The organism is Viridibacillus arvi (assembly GCF_001274945.1).
Lineage (GTDB): Bacteria > Bacillota > Bacilli > Bacillales_A > Planococcaceae > Viridibacillus > Viridibacillus arvi.
The window spans coordinates 705,232-721,742 of sequence record NZ_LILB01000005.1 but is presented as its reverse complement, the minus strand read 5'-3'; the positions used below and the strand labels follow the sequence as shown (position 1 = coordinate 721,742).

The window sequence follows — 16,511 nt, the reverse complement described above, 5'->3', positions numbered from 1 at the left end:
GTGAAACGATTATGAGTATGCGCGCGAACCGTGTTGCAGAACAAATGAAAAAGGAACTCGGCGATATTATCGTTCGTAAACTAAAAGACCCTCGTGTCGGATTTGTTACTGTAACAGATGTTGAAGTAACAGGTGACCTCCAACAAGCAACAATTTATATTACTTGCTTAGGTACTGAGAGAGAGCGTCAGGACACATTAAAAGGACTTGAAAAAGCAAAAGGCTTTATTCGTTCTGAAATTGGTCAACGTATTCGTTTAAGAATTACACCAGAATTATTCTTTGAGTTCGACTCATCAGCAGAATATGGTAATAAAATTGACACGCTTTTACGTCAACTACATGAATCAAAAGATCAATAATTGAAACAAGCCTGCAAACCTTATTATTTGCAGGCTTTTTCTGTCTTTAAATTATATATACTAAAAGGAGTTGAAACGAATGCAACATGGCATTCTTCCTCTATGGAAAGAACGGGGAATGACTTCTCACGATTGCGTATTTAAACTACGCAAAATATTGCAAACGAAAAAAGTAGGGCATACTGGTACACTAGACCCAGGTGTAGAAGGTGTTTTGCCGATTTGTATTGGTAATGCAACACGTTTAGCAGAGTATTTGACAGACGCAGGTAAAACGTATGAGGCTGTTATTTCAATTGGTACATCTACTACAACCGAAGATGCTGAAGGGGAAATAGTTTCTGAAGATAGTAGTGTCAAAACCATTTCTCGTGAACAATTATTACAGGTACTTGCAAACCTTACTGGAGAAATTTCACAAACACCACCGATGTATTCTGCAGTAAAAGTAAACGGCCGAAAATTATATGAATACGCCCGCCAAGGTCAGATTATAGAACGTCCATCTCGTAATGTTATGATTTATAGCTTGGAACTATTAGATGATGAATTGGTTTATGAAGGTACTACAATCACTTTCCCAGTTCGCATTGCATGTAGTAAAGGGACATATATTCGCACTTTAGCAGTACAAATAGGTGAAGAGTTAGGGTATCCTGCGCATATGGCCTCACTAGTTCGTATAGCTTCTGGGAATTTCAAGAAAGAAGATTGTGTCACAATTTCTGAATTACGTGAAATCGCTGAGGCGGGGGAATTGGATAAAGTAATAATGCCAATTGAGCAAGCATTAACTAATTATCCAACTTTCCAAGTTAATGAAGAGAATCATAAGCAAATTACAAATGGACAAGTACTTCCTATGCACGCTTCTCTAGAAGAACATGATAAAATAGTATTTGTAGAAAGTGGGAAAGCGGTTGCTATTTATATTAAGCACCCAACAAAAGATGGGCTTATGAAGCCAGAAAAAATGTTCCCAGCTGTTGATTAGGAGGCAGTCTTTATGATGAAAGTAATTCAATTAATGTACCCTCACCAAATTAGTCATCCAAATATTGAAGGACCCTATTCGCTTGCAATTGGCTTTTTTGATGGAGTACATCGAGGTCATCAAGCGGTGATTGGGCATGCGAAAAAGCAAGCACACGAGAAAAACTTAAAAACAGCTGTTATGACGTTTGATCCTCACCCTTCGATTGTATTAGGCCAAAGTAAAGAACAAGTATTTTATATTACACCAATAAAGCAAAAGCTAGATATCCTTGAAAGTATGGGAGTTGATACGGTATTCGTCGTACGCTTCACTTCGGATTTTGCTAAGCTTAGTCCTAGTAAATTTGTAGATGTATTTATTCGTAATTTAAATGTAAAACATGTGACAGCAGGCTTTGACTTTACATTTGGTGCATTTGGTAAAGGAACAATGGAAGATATGGAGTCACTTAGCAATGAAGACTTTGGAGTTACTGTAATTGAAAAGCAAGTTCAAGAAGAGGAGAAAATTAGCTCTACTAGAATTCGCAAGTTGTTACAAATGGGTGAAATGGAAGCTGTTCATAGTCTACTAGGAAGACCATTCCAAATTCCAGGTATTGTCGTACATGGTGATAAACGCGGACGTCAGATTGGTTTTCCAACTGCAAACATTCAAGCGCATGAAGGGACGTTTATACCTGCAAATGGTGTTTATGCTGTAAGAATGCAAGTACAAAATGAATGGTTCGATGGTGTTTGTAACGTGGGATATAAACCGACTTTCAAAAACCCTGATGAAAAAAACTTATCAATAGAAGTACATATTATGGACTTCAACAAAAATATTTATGCTGAAGAAGTACAAATAGATTGGTATAAGCATTTAAGATCAGAACAAAAATTTGATGGAATCGATGCACTAAAAAGGCAAATCGAAATAGATAAGGCAACTGCAATGAAATATTTACGTGAACGTTAGATAATAGTTGATTCTATTAGGCGCTTATGTTACTATTTCATAAGTGAGTTGCTCTAAATGATGTATTTCATTTGCAACCACTGAACCATTGCTTGGCTTTCGAATCACCAACGTTTGCTCAGCATTTGGGGATATTTCAATTTAGGAGGTGAATAGGATGGCACTAACACAAGAACGCAAAAACGAAATCATTGCTGAATTCCGTGTACACGAAAGTGATACTGGTTCACCAGAAGTTCAAATCGCTATCCTTACGGAAGAGATTAACAACTTAAATGAGCACTTACGTACTCATAAAAAAGACCACCATTCTCGTCGCGGTTTATTCAAAATGGTTGGACGTCGTCGTAACTTATTAAAATATTTACGTGAAAATGACGTACCACGCTACCGTGAAATCATTACTAAACTCGGCTTACGTCGATAACATGCAATTTTGTGAAAGCGGGCTTGTCCCGCTTTTTCTTTATGCTTCAATAAATTAACCTCCTACAACAATTTGAATATAAAGAATTGAAATGTTTCGCATAAGCCTCCCTTTTTTGATAAACTAATAGTACTACATAAATACATGAATAGATGTTTTCTTTGAGAGAGGAGTTCAAATAAATGAACGAAAAAAAGGTTTATACCTATGAATGGGCTGGACGACCTTTACAAATCGAAGTAGGTCAGCTCGCAAAGCAAGCTAATGGATCGGTATTAGTACGTTATGGAGAAACAGTTGTATTATCAAATGCAACAGCTTCAAAACACCCAAAACCATTAGACTTTTTCCCATTAACAGTTAACTATGAAGAAAAATTATATGCAGTTGGTAAGATCCCTGGAGGGTTTATCAAACGTGAAGGACGTCCTTCTGAAAAAGCGGTATTAACATCTCGTTTAATCGACCGTCCAATCCGCCCATTATTCCCAGATGGCTTCCGTAATGAAGTACAAGTAATCTCTATGGTTATGTCTGCAGATCAAGATTGCCCTTCAGAAATGGCAGCTATGCTCGGATCATCACTTGCACTAATGGTTTCTGATATTCCATTTGACGGACCAATCGCAGGTGTCCAAGTTGGGCTTGTTGACGATGAATTTATCGTAAATCCAACGGTCGCACAATGGGGAAAATCAACAATTAATTTAATAGTAGCTGGTACAAAAGATGCGATTAACATGGTTGAAGCAGGCGCTTTAGAAATTCCTGAAGAAAAAATGTTAGAAGCTATTATGTTCGGTCACGAAGAAATTAAAAAAATAATTGCTTTCCAAGAAACTATTGCTGCTGAAGTCGGCAAAGAAAAAATGGAAGTTATATTACATGGTATAAATGAAGAATTATTTGCTGAAATTAATGCAGAATTCGGAACTAACATGGTTGCTGCTATCCAAACTTATGAAAAGCATGCTCGTGAAGAAGCAATTAATGCTGTAAAAGCTGAAGTTGTTGCTAAATACGAAGAAGCTGAAGCAGATGAAGCAACTTTAAAACAAGTTGGCGAAATTCTAGATAAAATGGTGAAAGAAGAAGTACGCCGTTTAATCACAGAAGATAAAATTCGTCCAGATGGTCGTAAATTAGATGAAATTCGTCCTCTATCTTCAGAAGTAAGTTTACTTCCAAGAGCACACGGCTCTGGTTTGTTCACACGTGGACAAACTCAGGCACTTTCAGTTTGTACTTTAGGTGCACTAGGTGATGTTCAAATTATTGATGGTTTAGGTGTTGAAGAGTCTAAACGCTTCATGCATCATTATAATTTCCCTCAATTCTCAGTAGGGGAAACTGGACCTATTCGTGGACCAGGTCGTCGTGAAATCGGACATGGTGCTTTAGGAGAACGTGCTTTAGAAGCAGTTATTCCAAATGAAAAAGACTTCCCTTACACGATTCGTTGCGTATCAGAAGTTTTAGAATCTAATGGTTCTACTTCACAAGCAAGTATTTGCGCTTCAACTCTAGCAATGATGGATGCAGGTGTTCCCCTTAAAGCACCAGTAGCAGGTATTGCGATGGGTCTTATTAAAAAAGATGAACATTATTCAATTTTAACTGATATTCAAGGAATGGAAGATCACCTTGGTGATATGGACTTCAAAGTAGCAGGTACTGCAAAAGGTGTTACTGCACTTCAAATGGATATCAAAATTGATGGTCTATCTAATCAAATTTTAGAAGAAGCGTTAACACAAGCTAAAATTGGTCGTATGCATATACTAGAGTCTATGCTTTCAACTATGCCAGAAAGACGTGATCACCTTTCAAAATATGCTCCGAAAATTATCATGGTTAAAATTAACCCAGATAAAATTCGCGATGTTATCGGACCTGGTGGTAAACAAATCAATAAAATCATCGAAGAAACTGGCGTGAAAATTGATACAGAACAAGATGGTACAATTTACATCTCTTCAGTTGATGAAGAAATGAACGCACGTGCAAAAGAAATCATTGAAAACATTGTACGTGAAGCAGTTGTAGGCGAATATTACATGGGTAAAGTAAAACGTATCGAAAAATTCGGTGCATTTGTTCAAATCTTCCCAGGTAAAGACGGTTTACTACACATTTCTGAAATTCAAGAAGAGCGCACTAAAGCGGTAGAAGATGTTCTTAAATTAGAAGATGAACTACTTGTTAAAGTCATTGAAATCGACAACCAAGGTCGTGTAAACCTTTCTCGTAAAGTAGTATTAAAAGAAGAAAAAGAACGCGCAGAGCAAAAGTAATCTGAGGACATCCGCAACAGGGGATTCCAATTCAATACTTCTCGCTAACAACTTGAGTGTCTAAACATCATAAATGTTAAAATTATTGAGGTCGTCCGTTTCCAGCAAAACGGCGACCTCTTTTGCTTGTATTATAAGGAGGAAACTATTTGGTTACAAAACATATTTGTGCTAATGGAGTACGAATCGTTGCGGAAGATATACCGCATGTACGTTCAGTAGCAATGGGGATTTGGGTAAATGTAGGTTCTCGATACGAGCAACCGCATGAAAATGGTATGACACACTTTATTGAGCATATGTTATTTAAAGGGACAGATACACGTTCAGCAAAAGATATAGCTGAACAATTTGATCGTATAGGAGGGCAACTTAATGCCTTCACATCAAAGGAAAATACATGTTATTATGCAGTAGTTCTTGATCATCATGCAGAAAAAGCAATTGAGATTTTGTCTGATATGTTCTTCCATTCTAAATTTAGTCCTGAAGATATTGATAAGGAAAGACAAGTGATATTAGAGGAAATTGCAATGACCGAAGATGCACCTGACGATGATGTAGATGAAAGATTATGGCAAGCAATGTTTCCAAATAACGCATTAGGTTCACCGATACTAGGAACAACAGAAACATTAAAAACCTTTAATCGTGAAAACCTTCTGGCATATATGCACCAGCATTATCGTCCCGAACAAGTAGTAGTTTCAGTTGCGGGTCATTTGTCGCCAACGTTAATTCAAACGATTGAGAAATTATTCAATCAATTCCCAACAACAAAATCATATGAGCCTACAATTTTTACTTCGCCAACTTTTGTTCCGGCGAAAATTGAAAAGAAGAGTCAAGTAGAACAGTCGCATTTGGCATTGGGCTATCCAGGGTTAAGTATGCAAGCACCTAATCTATTAAGCTTAGTTGTGTTAAATAGTGTGTTGGGAGATTCTATGTCTTCTCGTCTATTTCAAGAAGTAAGAGAGGAAAAGGCGCTTGCTTATTCTGTCTACTCCTATTATTCTGCGTATCAAGATGCCGGTGCATTTGTGATTTATGCTGGCACTTCGCCACATCAGCTACCTTTGTTGCAGCAAACAATTACTCGTTCTATTGATACGATATGCCGAGAAGGTATTACTGAAAAAGAATTACTATTTGCAAAAGAACAACTTGAAAGTAATTTGCTTCTTGGATTAGAAACAGCATATGATTTTATGAGTCGCAATGCTAAAAACGAACTTGTATTTGGTTATGATCGCACAATTGAAAAAGCACTAGCAGAACTCAAACAAGTAACTGTACAATCAGTAAATCAAATTATTAATGACCATTTAAAACAACCATTTGCAAGCTCCGTGATTACACCAGCTAAGGGAAGCAACTAATGCCCTTAGCTTTTCTTTTGTTCTTTTTTCCTTTGAAGCAAAAAATCACTAAAAACAGGGCAAAAGCATATACATAATATACATGCGAAAAGGAGGGGAAGCATGCTCTTATCAGAGTTAGCTGAAAAAGAATTAATTCAAATGAATGATGGCATACGTTTTGGTATTTTGGCTGAGACCGAGTGTTTACTTGACCCAAAAACAGGTCAAATTTTTGGTTTTGAAATGATTCATAAAGGGCATCGAATTCCATTTAAAGCAAAATCACCAAAAATGCAAGAATATATCCCGTGGGATGAAATTGTCCTCATTGGGGAAGATCGAATTCTGTTTAATCAAGTAAAGCCAATGAATTCGGGGTTAACAGAATGATCGAAGAAAGATGGCTACTTATAGGAACGGACGCACGTTTTAAAAAGCTTGCAGTACAACTTTCAAAACCTAATCGAACTGTTGTGTACAAATATACTGATGAGTGGAATGAAGAGCTTTTAATGTTGAGCAAAAAGCTTCAACCAAATCGCATTGTTTTGCCTATTCACCCACCTAAATGGTCAGCAGATATGAATAGTTTTTTTAGTGTGGCAGAGAATGCAATGTTATTTGTTGGAAGAACGACTCCAGACTTTAAACAACGGTTATCTACTACACAAACTGTTTACTACCTAGAAGATGAACAATTTATATGGCAAAATGCAAAGCTCACTGCAGAAGGTATGCTCAGATCATTCTACGATCATGAACAAAGATCAATGGATGGGCAACACCTCGTTATTACAGGATTTGGAAGAGTTGCGAAGATGACTGCTGCATTATGTAGAGATCTAGGTGCTGCAATCAATGTTATGGCACGCTCAGCAACTCAAATATATGAAGCCGAAGCTTTTGGTTATAAAGCTTCTGTTTTGGCGCCGGAGGCTTTTGAAAGTAAATCCGACTATATCATTAACACAATCCCCGTGAAATGGCTTACAAGCGCTTTTAGCGAGAAGTTACAATCATCTACTACAGTGTTTGATTTAGCATCAGCTCCAGGATGTCTGGCGTTTGAAGAACAACCTGACTTTGACTATATACAATTACCAGCATTGCCCGGGAAATTTTTCCCCCAAGATGCTGCAGATTTACTAATTCAAACGATTGAACTGCATAATGCAAAATATAAGGAGGAACATCATGCTTGATGGGAAGCGCATCGGCTTTGGCATAACTGCATCACATTGTACGTATGAAGAAGTTGTACCAAAAATCAAACATCTTAGAGATGAAGGTGCAACAGTGGTGCCTATTATTACCCACTCAGTATTGCATGCGGCAACCAGATTTGGTACAGGGGAAGAGTGGATTGCGAAAATAGAGGAAGTTGCAGGTCATGAAGTGATTAAGACAATGGCGGATGCAGAGCCACTTGGTCCGAGGAATCCATTAGATTGTATGGTGATTGCACCGATGACAGGGAACTCACTCAGTAAATTTGCTAATGCGGCGACAGAATCCCCAGTTTTAATGGCAGCGAAAGCGACACTACGTAACGGTAGCCCAGTTGTCATCGGCGTTTCTACGAATGACGCTTTGGGGTTAAATGGAATGAATCTCATGAAACTCTTGAATACGAAGAATATTTTCTTTATACCATTTGGGCAAGACGACCCATATAAGAAGCCAAATTCATTAATTTCCGATTTTACTAAAATAAATGAAACAGTAATAAATGCGTTAGAAAAGAAACAATTTCAACCATTATTGATTCAATATACTAAATAATTTAATTTTTATACACAATTATGAAAAATTATGATACAATAGCGCCATTATCAATGTTGAGTTGGGGAGAGATGTATGATGACTAAGCAATATACAGTAGCTGTCGTAGGAGCTACAGGAGCAGTAGGGACAAAAATGATGGAGCAGCTTGCTAAGCGTAAATTTCCAATTGGTAAGATAAAATTATTAGCTTCAAAAAAATCTGCTGGAAAAGATATTACATTTAATGGTCAGTCATACACGATTGAGGAAGCAACACCTGAAGCATTTGAAGGTGTAGATATTGCGCTATTCAGTGCAGGTGGTGCTGTATCAAAAGTGTTAGCACCAGAAGCAGCAAAACGTGGTGCTGTTGCAATTGATAACACAAGTGCTTTCCGAATGGATCCAGAAGTACCGCTTGTTGTACCTGAAGTAAACCCGGGTGATTTGGCTAAACACAAAGGGATTATTGCCAATCCAAACTGTTCAACAATTCAAATGGTCGCAGCATTAGAACCAATTAAAAAGGCATTTGGTTTATCAAATGTAATCGTATCTACATATCAAGCAGTATCTGGTTCAGGTATAAATGCCATTGAAGAGCTTAAAACACAAAGTGGTGAGTGGGAAAAAGGTAAAGAAGTGGAAGCAAATGTATTACCAGTTAAAAGCGATAAAAAACATTATCCAATCGCTAGAAACGTTATTCCACAAATTGATGTCTTCACTGAAAATGGCTTCACATACGAAGAGATGAAAATGATTAATGAAACGAAGAAAATTATGCATATGCCAGAGCTTCCAGTCGCAGCAACTTGTGTACGCGTACCAGTTGTATCAGGACACTCTGAATCTGTTTATATTGAAGTAGAAAAAGAAAATGTGTCCGTCGCAGATGTAAAGAAGGTACTTGAAAATGCTACTGGTATATTACTAGTTGACGATATTACTGCACAAGGTTATCCAATGCCAATTTATGCAGAAGGCGAAGATGAAGTATTTGTGGGCCGTATTCGCAAAGATTTAGCGAAGGATAATGGCTTCCATTTATGGATTGTTGCTGACAACCTTTTAAAAGGTGCAGCACTTAATTCTATCCAAATCGCAGAAGCTTTGATTGAAGAAGGTATAATCTAGGGGGGCATCATATATGAATATAGGAAATATAGCAACAGCATTGATTACTCCATTTCACGAAGATGGCTCTATCCATTATGAAATGGTGGCAAAAGTAGTAGAACATCTAATTGCAACAGGGACTGATTCAATTGTTGTTTGTGGCACAACTGGAGAATCACCAACATTAACACATGAAGAGAAAATGCATCTTATCCAGTTTGTTGTTGAAACCGTACGTAAACGCGTTCCAGTAATTGCTGGTACAGGAAGTAATAATACGGCGGAATCGATTCAAGCTACAAAAGAAGCTGAGGCAGCTGGTGTTGATGGCGTTATGCTCGTGACACCATATTATAATAAGCCTAGCCAGCGCGGTATGTATGCTCACTTTGCAGCGATTGCTAAAGAAACAACGTTACCGGTTATGCTTTACAATATTCCAGGACGATCAATTGTAAATCTATTACCTGAAACAATTCTAGAATTAAGTAAAATATCAAATATACAAATTGTGAAAGAAGCAAGTGGTAGTCTCGATCAAATGACAGAGATTCTAGCAGGTGCACCTGCTGGGTTCAAAGTTTACTCGGGTGATGACGGCTTAACTTTGCCGCTTTTAGCAGTTGGAGGTTCTGGAATTATTTCTGTAGCATCACATGTTGTTGGGGAAGATATGCAGAAAATGATCCAAGCATTTAAAGATGGGCGCCATGAGGATGCAGCTTTTATACATCAAGCATTACTACCATTAATTCGTGCCTTGTTCGCAACTCCGAATCCTACGGCAGTCAAATATGCTCTTAGTAAATTAAATATTTCATCTGAAACAGTTAGGTTGCCATTAGTGGAATTGACTGAACAAGAAAAAGCACATTTTGATATAGTTTGGGAACATTATCTAGCAAAACAAAAACAGTTCCAATAAAAAAATGGAATGGGTGATAAAACCCATTCTTTTTTTGTTTGTGAAAACGGTCTACTACCGATATAATAAAAACAAGTGGATGCTGTTCGGGATTATTTTTAGGAGGAAAACAAGTGGTTAAAACAAAAAATGAAGTAATACGAGTAATACCTCTAGGTGGGGTTAGTGAAATCGGCAAAGCAATGTATGTCGTTGAAATTGATGACGAGCTATTTGTAGTCGATAGTGGACTAATGTTCCCAGAGGATGAAATGCTAGGAATCGATTTTGTTATTCCAGACATTTCATATTTAGAAGAAAACAAAACAAGAGTAAAAGGAATCTTCTTAACACATGGTCATGAAGATGCAATTGGCTCAATTGCGTACCTATTACAAAAAGTAAATGCACCAGTATACGGTTCAAAACTTACAATTGCTTTAGCGAAAGAACATTTAAAAGAATTGCCCGCTCCACAACAAGTAAAATTCTTTGAAGTGACAAGCAAAAGTCGTATGAATTTCCAAACGACGTATGTGACGTTTTTCCATACAACGCACAGTATTCCAGATTCACTTGGAGTTGCGTTCCATACATCTGAAGGCGCAATTGTACACACTGGAGAATTTAAATTTGACCAATCAGCACAAGGTAAGTACAAGCCCGATATCGCTAAAATGGCTGGACTTGGTGAAGAGGGTGTCTTCATCTTAATGTCTGATTCAACAGAAGCAGAACGCCCAGGATATACAATCTCAGAATCAATTATCCGTGAAAGATTATCAAAAACATTCCATCGTGCAGAAGGAAGAATCCTTGTAGCACTTTATGCATCAAATTTCATCCGTATTCAACAAGTATTTGATCAAGCGGCAGCATCAAATCGTAAAATTGCTGTTGTAGGTCGTAGCCTAGAAAATGTTTTTGAAGTTGGTATGCGTTTAGGTTATCTTTCTGTAGATCCAGAAAGAATTATTCCAGTAAGTAAAATTAATGATTACCCTGAAAATGAAATTGTCGCAATTGTAACAGGTAATCAAGGAGAGCCTTTAGAAGGTCTTGAGAAAATCATTCGTAAGCATCATCGTGATATTCGCATTAAATCTACTGATACTGTATTGATTACTTTCACACCTTCTCCAGGTATGGAAGTACAAATTGCTGAAACAATGAATAGCCTTGCCAAAGCAGGAGCTAAAGTAATGTCAGCTGATAAAAAGGTACATGTATCTGGACATGGTTCGCAAGAAGACCTTAAATTAATGCTTAATCTTATGAAACCAAAGTACTTTATTCCTATTCAAGGGGAATATCGTATGTTAATTGCACACTCTAAACTTGCTCAAGAAACAGGTCTGTCGAAAGCGCAAATTTTCATCGCTGATAAAGGCGATATTGTAGAATACAAAAACGGAAAAATGCGTATGAGCGGCCGTGTAACTGCTGGTAATGTTTTAATAGATGGCATTGGCGTTGGTGATGTAGGCAACATCGTTTTACGCGATCGTAAATTATTAAGTCAAGATGGTATCTTTATTGTTGTTGTTACTATTGACCGTCAACACAAAAAAATTGCTTCAGGTCCGGAAATTTTATCTAGAGGATTCGTATATGTTCGTGAATCAGAAGAACTAATGGAAGAGTCTGCAGCACTAGTGAAGAATGTTGTCGAAAAGTATGTGAATAAAGGTACGTATGAATGGACAAACATTAAACAAGAAATCCGTGATACGCTAAATTCCTATTTATTCCAAAAAACGAAGCGCCGCCCAATGATCATCCCGATTATTATGGAATATTAATGCGTAGCGGATACAAAGGATTTCCTAGCCGATTTATGGTGGGAAATCCTTTTTTCCTTTAAAAAAGAAAGGCAGGTCAGGAGATTGGCTACAAAAAAGAAAAAAGAAACAAAACCTAAAAAGCCAGAACAAAAACTAACCATGCATCCTTTGATGTATGAAATCATCGGCCTTATATTGGTGGGAATTTCCATCATTACATTATTTGAATATGGCTTAGTTGGACGATTCTTTCAAACAGCTTCTTTGTTTTTATTTGGTAATTGGTCAATTGCTGTACCATTTATGCTTATTCTTAGTGCCCTTATTTTAATGATTCGTAGAACCGTTCCGAATATGAAAAACCGAACAATTCTAGGTTGTGCTTTTATATTAGGGAGTCTAGCTTTATTTAGTCATATTGCACTGTTTGAACAATTATTAAATGGAAATGGAATTGGAAGTAATTCTGTATTAAAAGAAACATGGAGAATACTCATAACGAGTGGTGGTATTGAAGAACGTAGTCAAGCACTTGGTGGTGGGATAGTCGGCGCTTTATTATTTGCATGCTTCTTTGTTTTATTTGACTCTGCCGGAGCCACTATTGCTAGTTGGTTAATGCTATTTATAGGGATGATTTTATTAACTGGGAAGGCATTAGTTCCATACTTAATGCAAAAGATGCCTGAATGGCAAACAAAATGGAGAGAACGTCGTACCCAATCGAAAAGCTCGAAACAAGCAAGGAAATCTCCGCAAAAACAAGAGGCGCCAAAAGCTTCATCACGTCGCGCTCGTAAATCTACAAAAGACAAAGCAACGCAACAAATTGAAGAAAATCTTGAAGCTGCCACAGACGTAGAGCCTCCTGTTCATAAGGAACCGATTATTTCAGCTTTTACACAACGTATTGTAGAACCTGAAGTAATACCACAGGATATAGAACCAGAAGAAGAAATAGAGATTCAACCAATGGCGGGTGATGAGGTTATTGAAAATGTCAATTACCAATTACCGGCGATGTCTTTATTAAAAGCACCACCACATGTTGATCAAAGTGGAGAATTTACATTGATTCAAGCAAATGCACGAAAGCTTGAACAAACTTTTCAATCGTTTGGTGTGAAAGCTACTGTGACAGAAGTCCATTTAGGGCCAGCTGTTACAGAGTATGAAGTACTTCCAGATAAAGGGGTTAAAGTAAGTAAAATTGTCGGTTTGCAGGATGATTTAGCATTAGCATTAGCAGCTGAAGATATACGTATTGAAGCACCTATTCCGGGGAAATCGGCTGTCGGTATCGAAGTACCAAACAAAGAAGTGGCAATTGTTAGTTTGCGTGAAGTGTTAGAAGCAAAAGAAAATAATCAACCTAATGCCAAACTACTAATTGGTTTAGGTAGAGACATCACAGGTGAAGCAAAGTTGGCTCAGTTAAATAAAATGCCACATTTATTGGTCGCTGGTTCGACAGGTAGCGGTAAAAGTGTTTGTATTAATGGCATCATAGTAAGTATATTAATGCGTGCAAAACCTCATGAAGTGAAACTCATGATGATTGACCCGAAAATGGTTGAGCTAAATGTTTATAATGGCATTCCGCATCTGTTAGCTCCAGTTGTTACAGATGCACGTAAAGCTTCTCAAGCTTTGAAAAAAGTTGTATCTGAAATGGAGCGCCGTTATGACCTGTTTTCACATACAGGAACACGTAATATTGAAGGCTACAATGGACATGTTGATACGTTTAATGCTGAAAATGAAGAGAAACATCCAAAATTACCATTTATTGTCGTTATCGTTGATGAACTAGCGGATTTAATGATGGTTGCCTCGAGTGATGTAGAAGATTCCATTACTAGACTTGCCCAAATGGCACGTGCAGCAGGTATTCACTTAATTATCGCAACGCAAAGACCAAGTGTCGATGTCATTACGGGGGTCATAAAAGCAAATATTCCATCTCGAATTGCTTTTGCAGTATCCTCTTCAATTGATTCTCGTACAATTTTAGACATGGGCGGAGCAGAACGTCTTCTTGGAAGAGGTGATATGCTATTTTTACCAGCAGGACAATCGAAACCTGTTCGAGTCCAAGGGGCCTTTTTATCAGATAATGAAGTACAGGATGTTGTTGATTTTGTTATTAGTCAACAAAAAGCACAATACCAAGAAGAGATGATTCCAACAGAAGAAGATGATCTAAAGAACTTAGATGACACAGATGATTTGTATGAAGAGGCAGTACAATTAGTAATGGATCAAGAAACGGCATCAGTATCTTATTTGCAAAGAAAGTTAAAAGTGGGGTATGCTAGAGCGGCTCGTATAATGGATCAGATGGAAGAAAGAGGAGTTGTAGGTCCTGCTGAAAAAAGCAAGCCACGTCAAGTTCTTATCGGAAGATGATAATGGTAAAATTTTCTGTATCAAAAAAATACTAAAATAACTACAGTTATAAAAAAAAAAAACTGTTTTAGCACAGTTTTTAAAAAAACCTATTTATTTACCTAAATAATAATGGTATAGTAACGAATTAGTAGGAATGTTTTACGTCAGATGTCTGATCTCTGATCTCTCTAGGTGGTGGTATGTATGACGATTAAAACAGATAGTCGGCATTTGTATCTCCAAGTAATCGATCGTTTGAAAGAAGATATTGAAAAAGGAGTTTTTAAAGAAAAAGAAAAACTCCCATCTGAATTCGAATTATCCAAGACACTTGGAGTCAGTCGTGCCACTCTACGTGAGGCACTTAGACTGTTGGAAGAAGAAAACATCATTATTCGTCGACATGGAGTGGGAACATTTGTGAATCCAAAACCTGTGTTTACATCAGGGATTGAACATTTATCAAGTATTTCTTCTATGATCATAAATGCTGGAATGGAACCCGGAACAAACTATTTAAGTTCATTCGGGTTGCCAGCTTCTGAGGATGATGTAAAGCGCTTTCATTGCGAAGAAAATGAAACTATCATAACAATTGAAAGAGTTCGAACTGCGAACGGAGAGCCTGTAGTCTATTGTGTGGACCAAGTACCTTCAAAGTATTTGCCTAATGATTTTTCAAATCGTGAAGATTCTTCAATCTTCTCTGCGATAGAAGAATCTGGTGATATTCATGTCGCGTATGCAATCACATCTATCGATCCGGTTGGTTTTCATAACCAAGCTTCTCCAATTTTAGAGTGTGAGCCTGAAACAGCTCTCCTCGTTTTAAAACAGCTCCACTATGATGATAACGATCAAGTGGTGTTATATTCTAAAAACTATTTTAGAGCTGATAAATTTAGCTTCCATGTAGTTCGAAAACGTGTGTAAAACTGTATGCATTCCTGCTAACATCAAACACTTTTGGGGGGACTCCAATTGAAAAAACGTAAATTTGGCTTAGCACTTTCTGTAGTATTAGCTGCTGGTACTTTATTAGGTGCTTGTGGTTCTAAAGATGATACTACTAAAGGTGACAAAGAAGACAACTTCTCACTTGCAATGGTTACTGACCTTGGTGGTGTGGATGACAAATCATTCAACCAATCAGCTTGGGAAGGTATTCAGAAATTCGGTAAAGACAATGGCATGAAAAAAGGCGATGGTGGCTATGACTACTTGCAATCTGCGTCTTCTTCTGAGTACAACACGAACTTAACGAATATGAATCGTCGTAACTTTGATCTTATCTTCGGTGTTGGTTACTTAATGGCTGATGCTGTAAAAGAAGTTGCTGACCAAAAACCTGATACAAATTTCTCAATTATTGATGCTACAGTTGATGCTCCAAACGTAGCTTCTATCTTGTTTAAAGAGCAAGAAGGTGCTTTCCTTGCAGGTGTTGCTGCAGCTAGTGTTACAAAATCAAACAAAATCGGTTTTGTAGGTGGTATTGATATTCCTGTAATTAACCGCTTTCATGCTGGATTCGTTGAAGGTGTAAAAGCTGTAAATCCAGATATTAAAGTTGATGTTCAATATACAGGTGCTTTTGATAAAGCAGAACTTGGAAAAACAACTGCTAACCGTATGTTTACTACAGGCGTAGATGTAATTTTCCACGCTGCTGGTGCAACAGGTAATGGCGTATTTACTGAGGCAAAAGAACGTAAAGCTAAAGACCCTAATGCAAATGTATGGGTAATCGGTGTAGATGCTGACCAATACAAAGAAGGGCAAGTTAACGATAAAACAAACGTTACTTTAACTTCTGTTATGAAACGTGTAGACGTTGCAGTACAAGACGTTGCGAAACAAGCAAAAGAAGGTAAATTCCCAGGCGGAGAAACTTTAGTATATGGTTTATCAGATAATGGTATGGCATTAGCAGATTCCCACGGTGCTATTTCAGATGAAACTATGAAAAAAATTGACGATTTTGCTAAACAAATCGCTGACGGTACAATTAAAGTTCCAGAAAAAGTAGAGAAAAAGAAATAATTAAAGTTAAGTCGTCATCATAAAGGCTAGTTAACTATTAGTCTTTATGATGATTTTTATCTGTATAAATTAATAGATAAAAGGTTTTGAATTTTTGGAATT

The 16,511-nt window shown here is 37.3% G+C and carries 15 protein-coding genes; all 15 read left to right on the top strand.

The features are described from left to right. Positions 1–11: 11 nt before the first annotated feature. The 15 genes from rbfA (at position 12) to AMD00_RS12720 (ending at position 16,409) form a co-directional block, all read left to right on the top strand. Positions 12–362 carry a 30S ribosome-binding factor RbfA gene (gene rbfA, locus AMD00_RS12790; RefSeq protein ID WP_053417430.1) on the top strand — a complete coding sequence of 117 codons (351 nt, stop codon included), beginning with the start codon at positions 12–14 and terminating at the stop codon, positions 360–362. 79 nt (positions 363–441) lie between these two features. Then, a complete protein-coding gene (truB, locus tag AMD00_RS12785; RefSeq protein ID WP_053417429.1) occupies positions 442–1,356 on the top strand; it encodes a tRNA pseudouridine(55) synthase TruB in 915 nt (304 codons plus the stop codon). A 15-nt stretch (positions 1,357–1,371) separates the two neighbouring features. Then, a complete protein-coding gene (ribF, locus tag AMD00_RS12780; protein ID WP_053418293.1) occupies positions 1,372–2,319 on the top strand; it encodes a riboflavin biosynthesis protein RibF in 948 nt (315 codons plus the stop codon). Positions 2,320–2,476: 157 nt separating this feature from the next. Beyond that, positions 2,477–2,746, top strand: coding sequence for a 30S ribosomal protein S15 (gene rpsO / locus AMD00_RS12775; protein ID WP_053417428.1), 270 nt, complete (start codon positions 2,477–2,479; stop codon positions 2,744–2,746). A gap of 182 nt (positions 2,747–2,928) precedes the next feature. After that, complete coding sequence (pnp, locus tag AMD00_RS12770) at positions 2,929–5,040, top strand: polyribonucleotide nucleotidyltransferase (protein WP_053417427.1); 2,112 nt, start codon at positions 2,929–2,931, stop codon at positions 5,038–5,040. 149 nt (positions 5,041–5,189) lie between these two features. Continuing rightward, positions 5,190–6,422 (top strand): M16 family metallopeptidase, encoded by a 1,233-nt coding sequence (locus AMD00_RS12765; protein ID WP_053417426.1) that lies wholly within the window; start codon positions 5,190–5,192, stop codon positions 6,420–6,422. Between the two features lie 102 nt (positions 6,423–6,524). Then, entirely contained in the window at positions 6,525–6,794 is a 270-nt protein-coding gene (locus AMD00_RS12760; RefSeq protein ID WP_038184249.1) for a YlmC/YmxH family sporulation protein, read from the top strand. Next, a complete protein-coding gene (locus AMD00_RS12755; RefSeq protein ID WP_053417425.1) occupies positions 6,791–7,606 on the top strand; it encodes an NAD(P)-dependent oxidoreductase in 816 nt (271 codons plus the stop codon). The genes AMD00_RS12760 and AMD00_RS12755 overlap by 4 nt, the downstream gene beginning before the upstream one ends. Then, the gene (locus AMD00_RS12750; RefSeq protein WP_053417424.1) at positions 7,599–8,186 is read left to right on the top strand and encodes a dipicolinate synthase subunit B; all 588 of its coding nucleotides are present in this window, start codon (positions 7,599–7,601) and stop codon (positions 8,184–8,186) included. The genes AMD00_RS12755 and AMD00_RS12750 overlap by 8 nt, the downstream gene beginning before the upstream one ends. A gap of 78 nt (positions 8,187–8,264) precedes the next feature. Next, positions 8,265–9,305, top strand: a complete 1,041-nt coding sequence (locus AMD00_RS12745) for an aspartate-semialdehyde dehydrogenase (protein ID WP_053417423.1) — start codon at positions 8,265–8,267, stop codon at positions 9,303–9,305. A 13-nt stretch (positions 9,306–9,318) separates the two neighbouring features. Continuing rightward, a complete protein-coding gene (gene dapA / locus AMD00_RS12740) occupies positions 9,319–10,212 on the top strand; it encodes a 4-hydroxy-tetrahydrodipicolinate synthase (RefSeq protein ID WP_053417422.1) in 894 nt (297 codons plus the stop codon). 113 nt (positions 10,213–10,325) lie between these two features. Beyond that, positions 10,326–11,993 (top strand): ribonuclease J, encoded by a 1,668-nt coding sequence (locus tag AMD00_RS12735; RefSeq protein WP_053417421.1) that lies wholly within the window; start codon positions 10,326–10,328, stop codon positions 11,991–11,993. A 141-nt stretch (positions 11,994–12,134) separates the two neighbouring features. After that, positions 12,135–14,384 (top strand): FtsK/SpoIIIE family DNA translocase, encoded by a 2,250-nt coding sequence (locus tag AMD00_RS12730; protein ID WP_053418292.1) that lies wholly within the window; start codon positions 12,135–12,137, stop codon positions 14,382–14,384. 186 nt (positions 14,385–14,570) lie between these two features. After that, positions 14,571–15,299, top strand: a complete 729-nt coding sequence (locus tag AMD00_RS12725; RefSeq protein ID WP_053417420.1) for a GntR family transcriptional regulator — start codon at positions 14,571–14,573, stop codon at positions 15,297–15,299. Positions 15,300–15,347: 48 nt separating this feature from the next. After that, a complete protein-coding gene (locus tag AMD00_RS12720) occupies positions 15,348–16,409 on the top strand; it encodes a BMP family lipoprotein (protein ID WP_053417419.1) in 1,062 nt (353 codons plus the stop codon). Positions 16,410–16,511: the final 102 nt, after the last annotated feature.

Coding starts and splice junctions, on each gene's coding strand:
- rbfA (WP_053417430.1), top strand. CDS start 12: ATGAGTATGCGCGCGAACCGTGTTGCAGAACAAATGAAAAAGGAACTC.
- truB (WP_053417429.1), top strand. CDS start 442: ATGCAACATGGCATTCTTCCTCTATGGAAAGAACGGGGAATGACTTCT.
- ribF (WP_053418293.1), top strand. CDS start 1,372: ATGAAAGTAATTCAATTAATGTACCCTCACCAAATTAGTCATCCAAAT.
- rpsO (WP_053417428.1), top strand. CDS start 2,477: ATGGCACTAACACAAGAACGCAAAAACGAAATCATTGCTGAATTCCGT.
- pnp (WP_053417427.1), top strand. CDS start 2,929: ATGAACGAAAAAAAGGTTTATACCTATGAATGGGCTGGACGACCTTTA.
- AMD00_RS12760 (WP_038184249.1), top strand. CDS start 6,525: ATGCTCTTATCAGAGTTAGCTGAAAAAGAATTAATTCAAATGAATGAT.
- AMD00_RS12755 (WP_053417425.1), top strand. CDS start 6,791: ATGATCGAAGAAAGATGGCTACTTATAGGAACGGACGCACGTTTTAAA.
- AMD00_RS12750 (WP_053417424.1), top strand. CDS start 7,599: ATGCTTGATGGGAAGCGCATCGGCTTTGGCATAACTGCATCACATTGT.
- AMD00_RS12745 (WP_053417423.1), top strand. CDS start 8,265: ATGACTAAGCAATATACAGTAGCTGTCGTAGGAGCTACAGGAGCAGTA.
- dapA (WP_053417422.1), top strand. CDS start 9,319: ATGAATATAGGAAATATAGCAACAGCATTGATTACTCCATTTCACGAA.
- AMD00_RS12730 (WP_053418292.1), top strand. CDS start 12,135: ATGCATCCTTTGATGTATGAAATCATCGGCCTTATATTGGTGGGAATT.
- AMD00_RS12725 (WP_053417420.1), top strand. CDS start 14,571: ATGACGATTAAAACAGATAGTCGGCATTTGTATCTCCAAGTAATCGAT.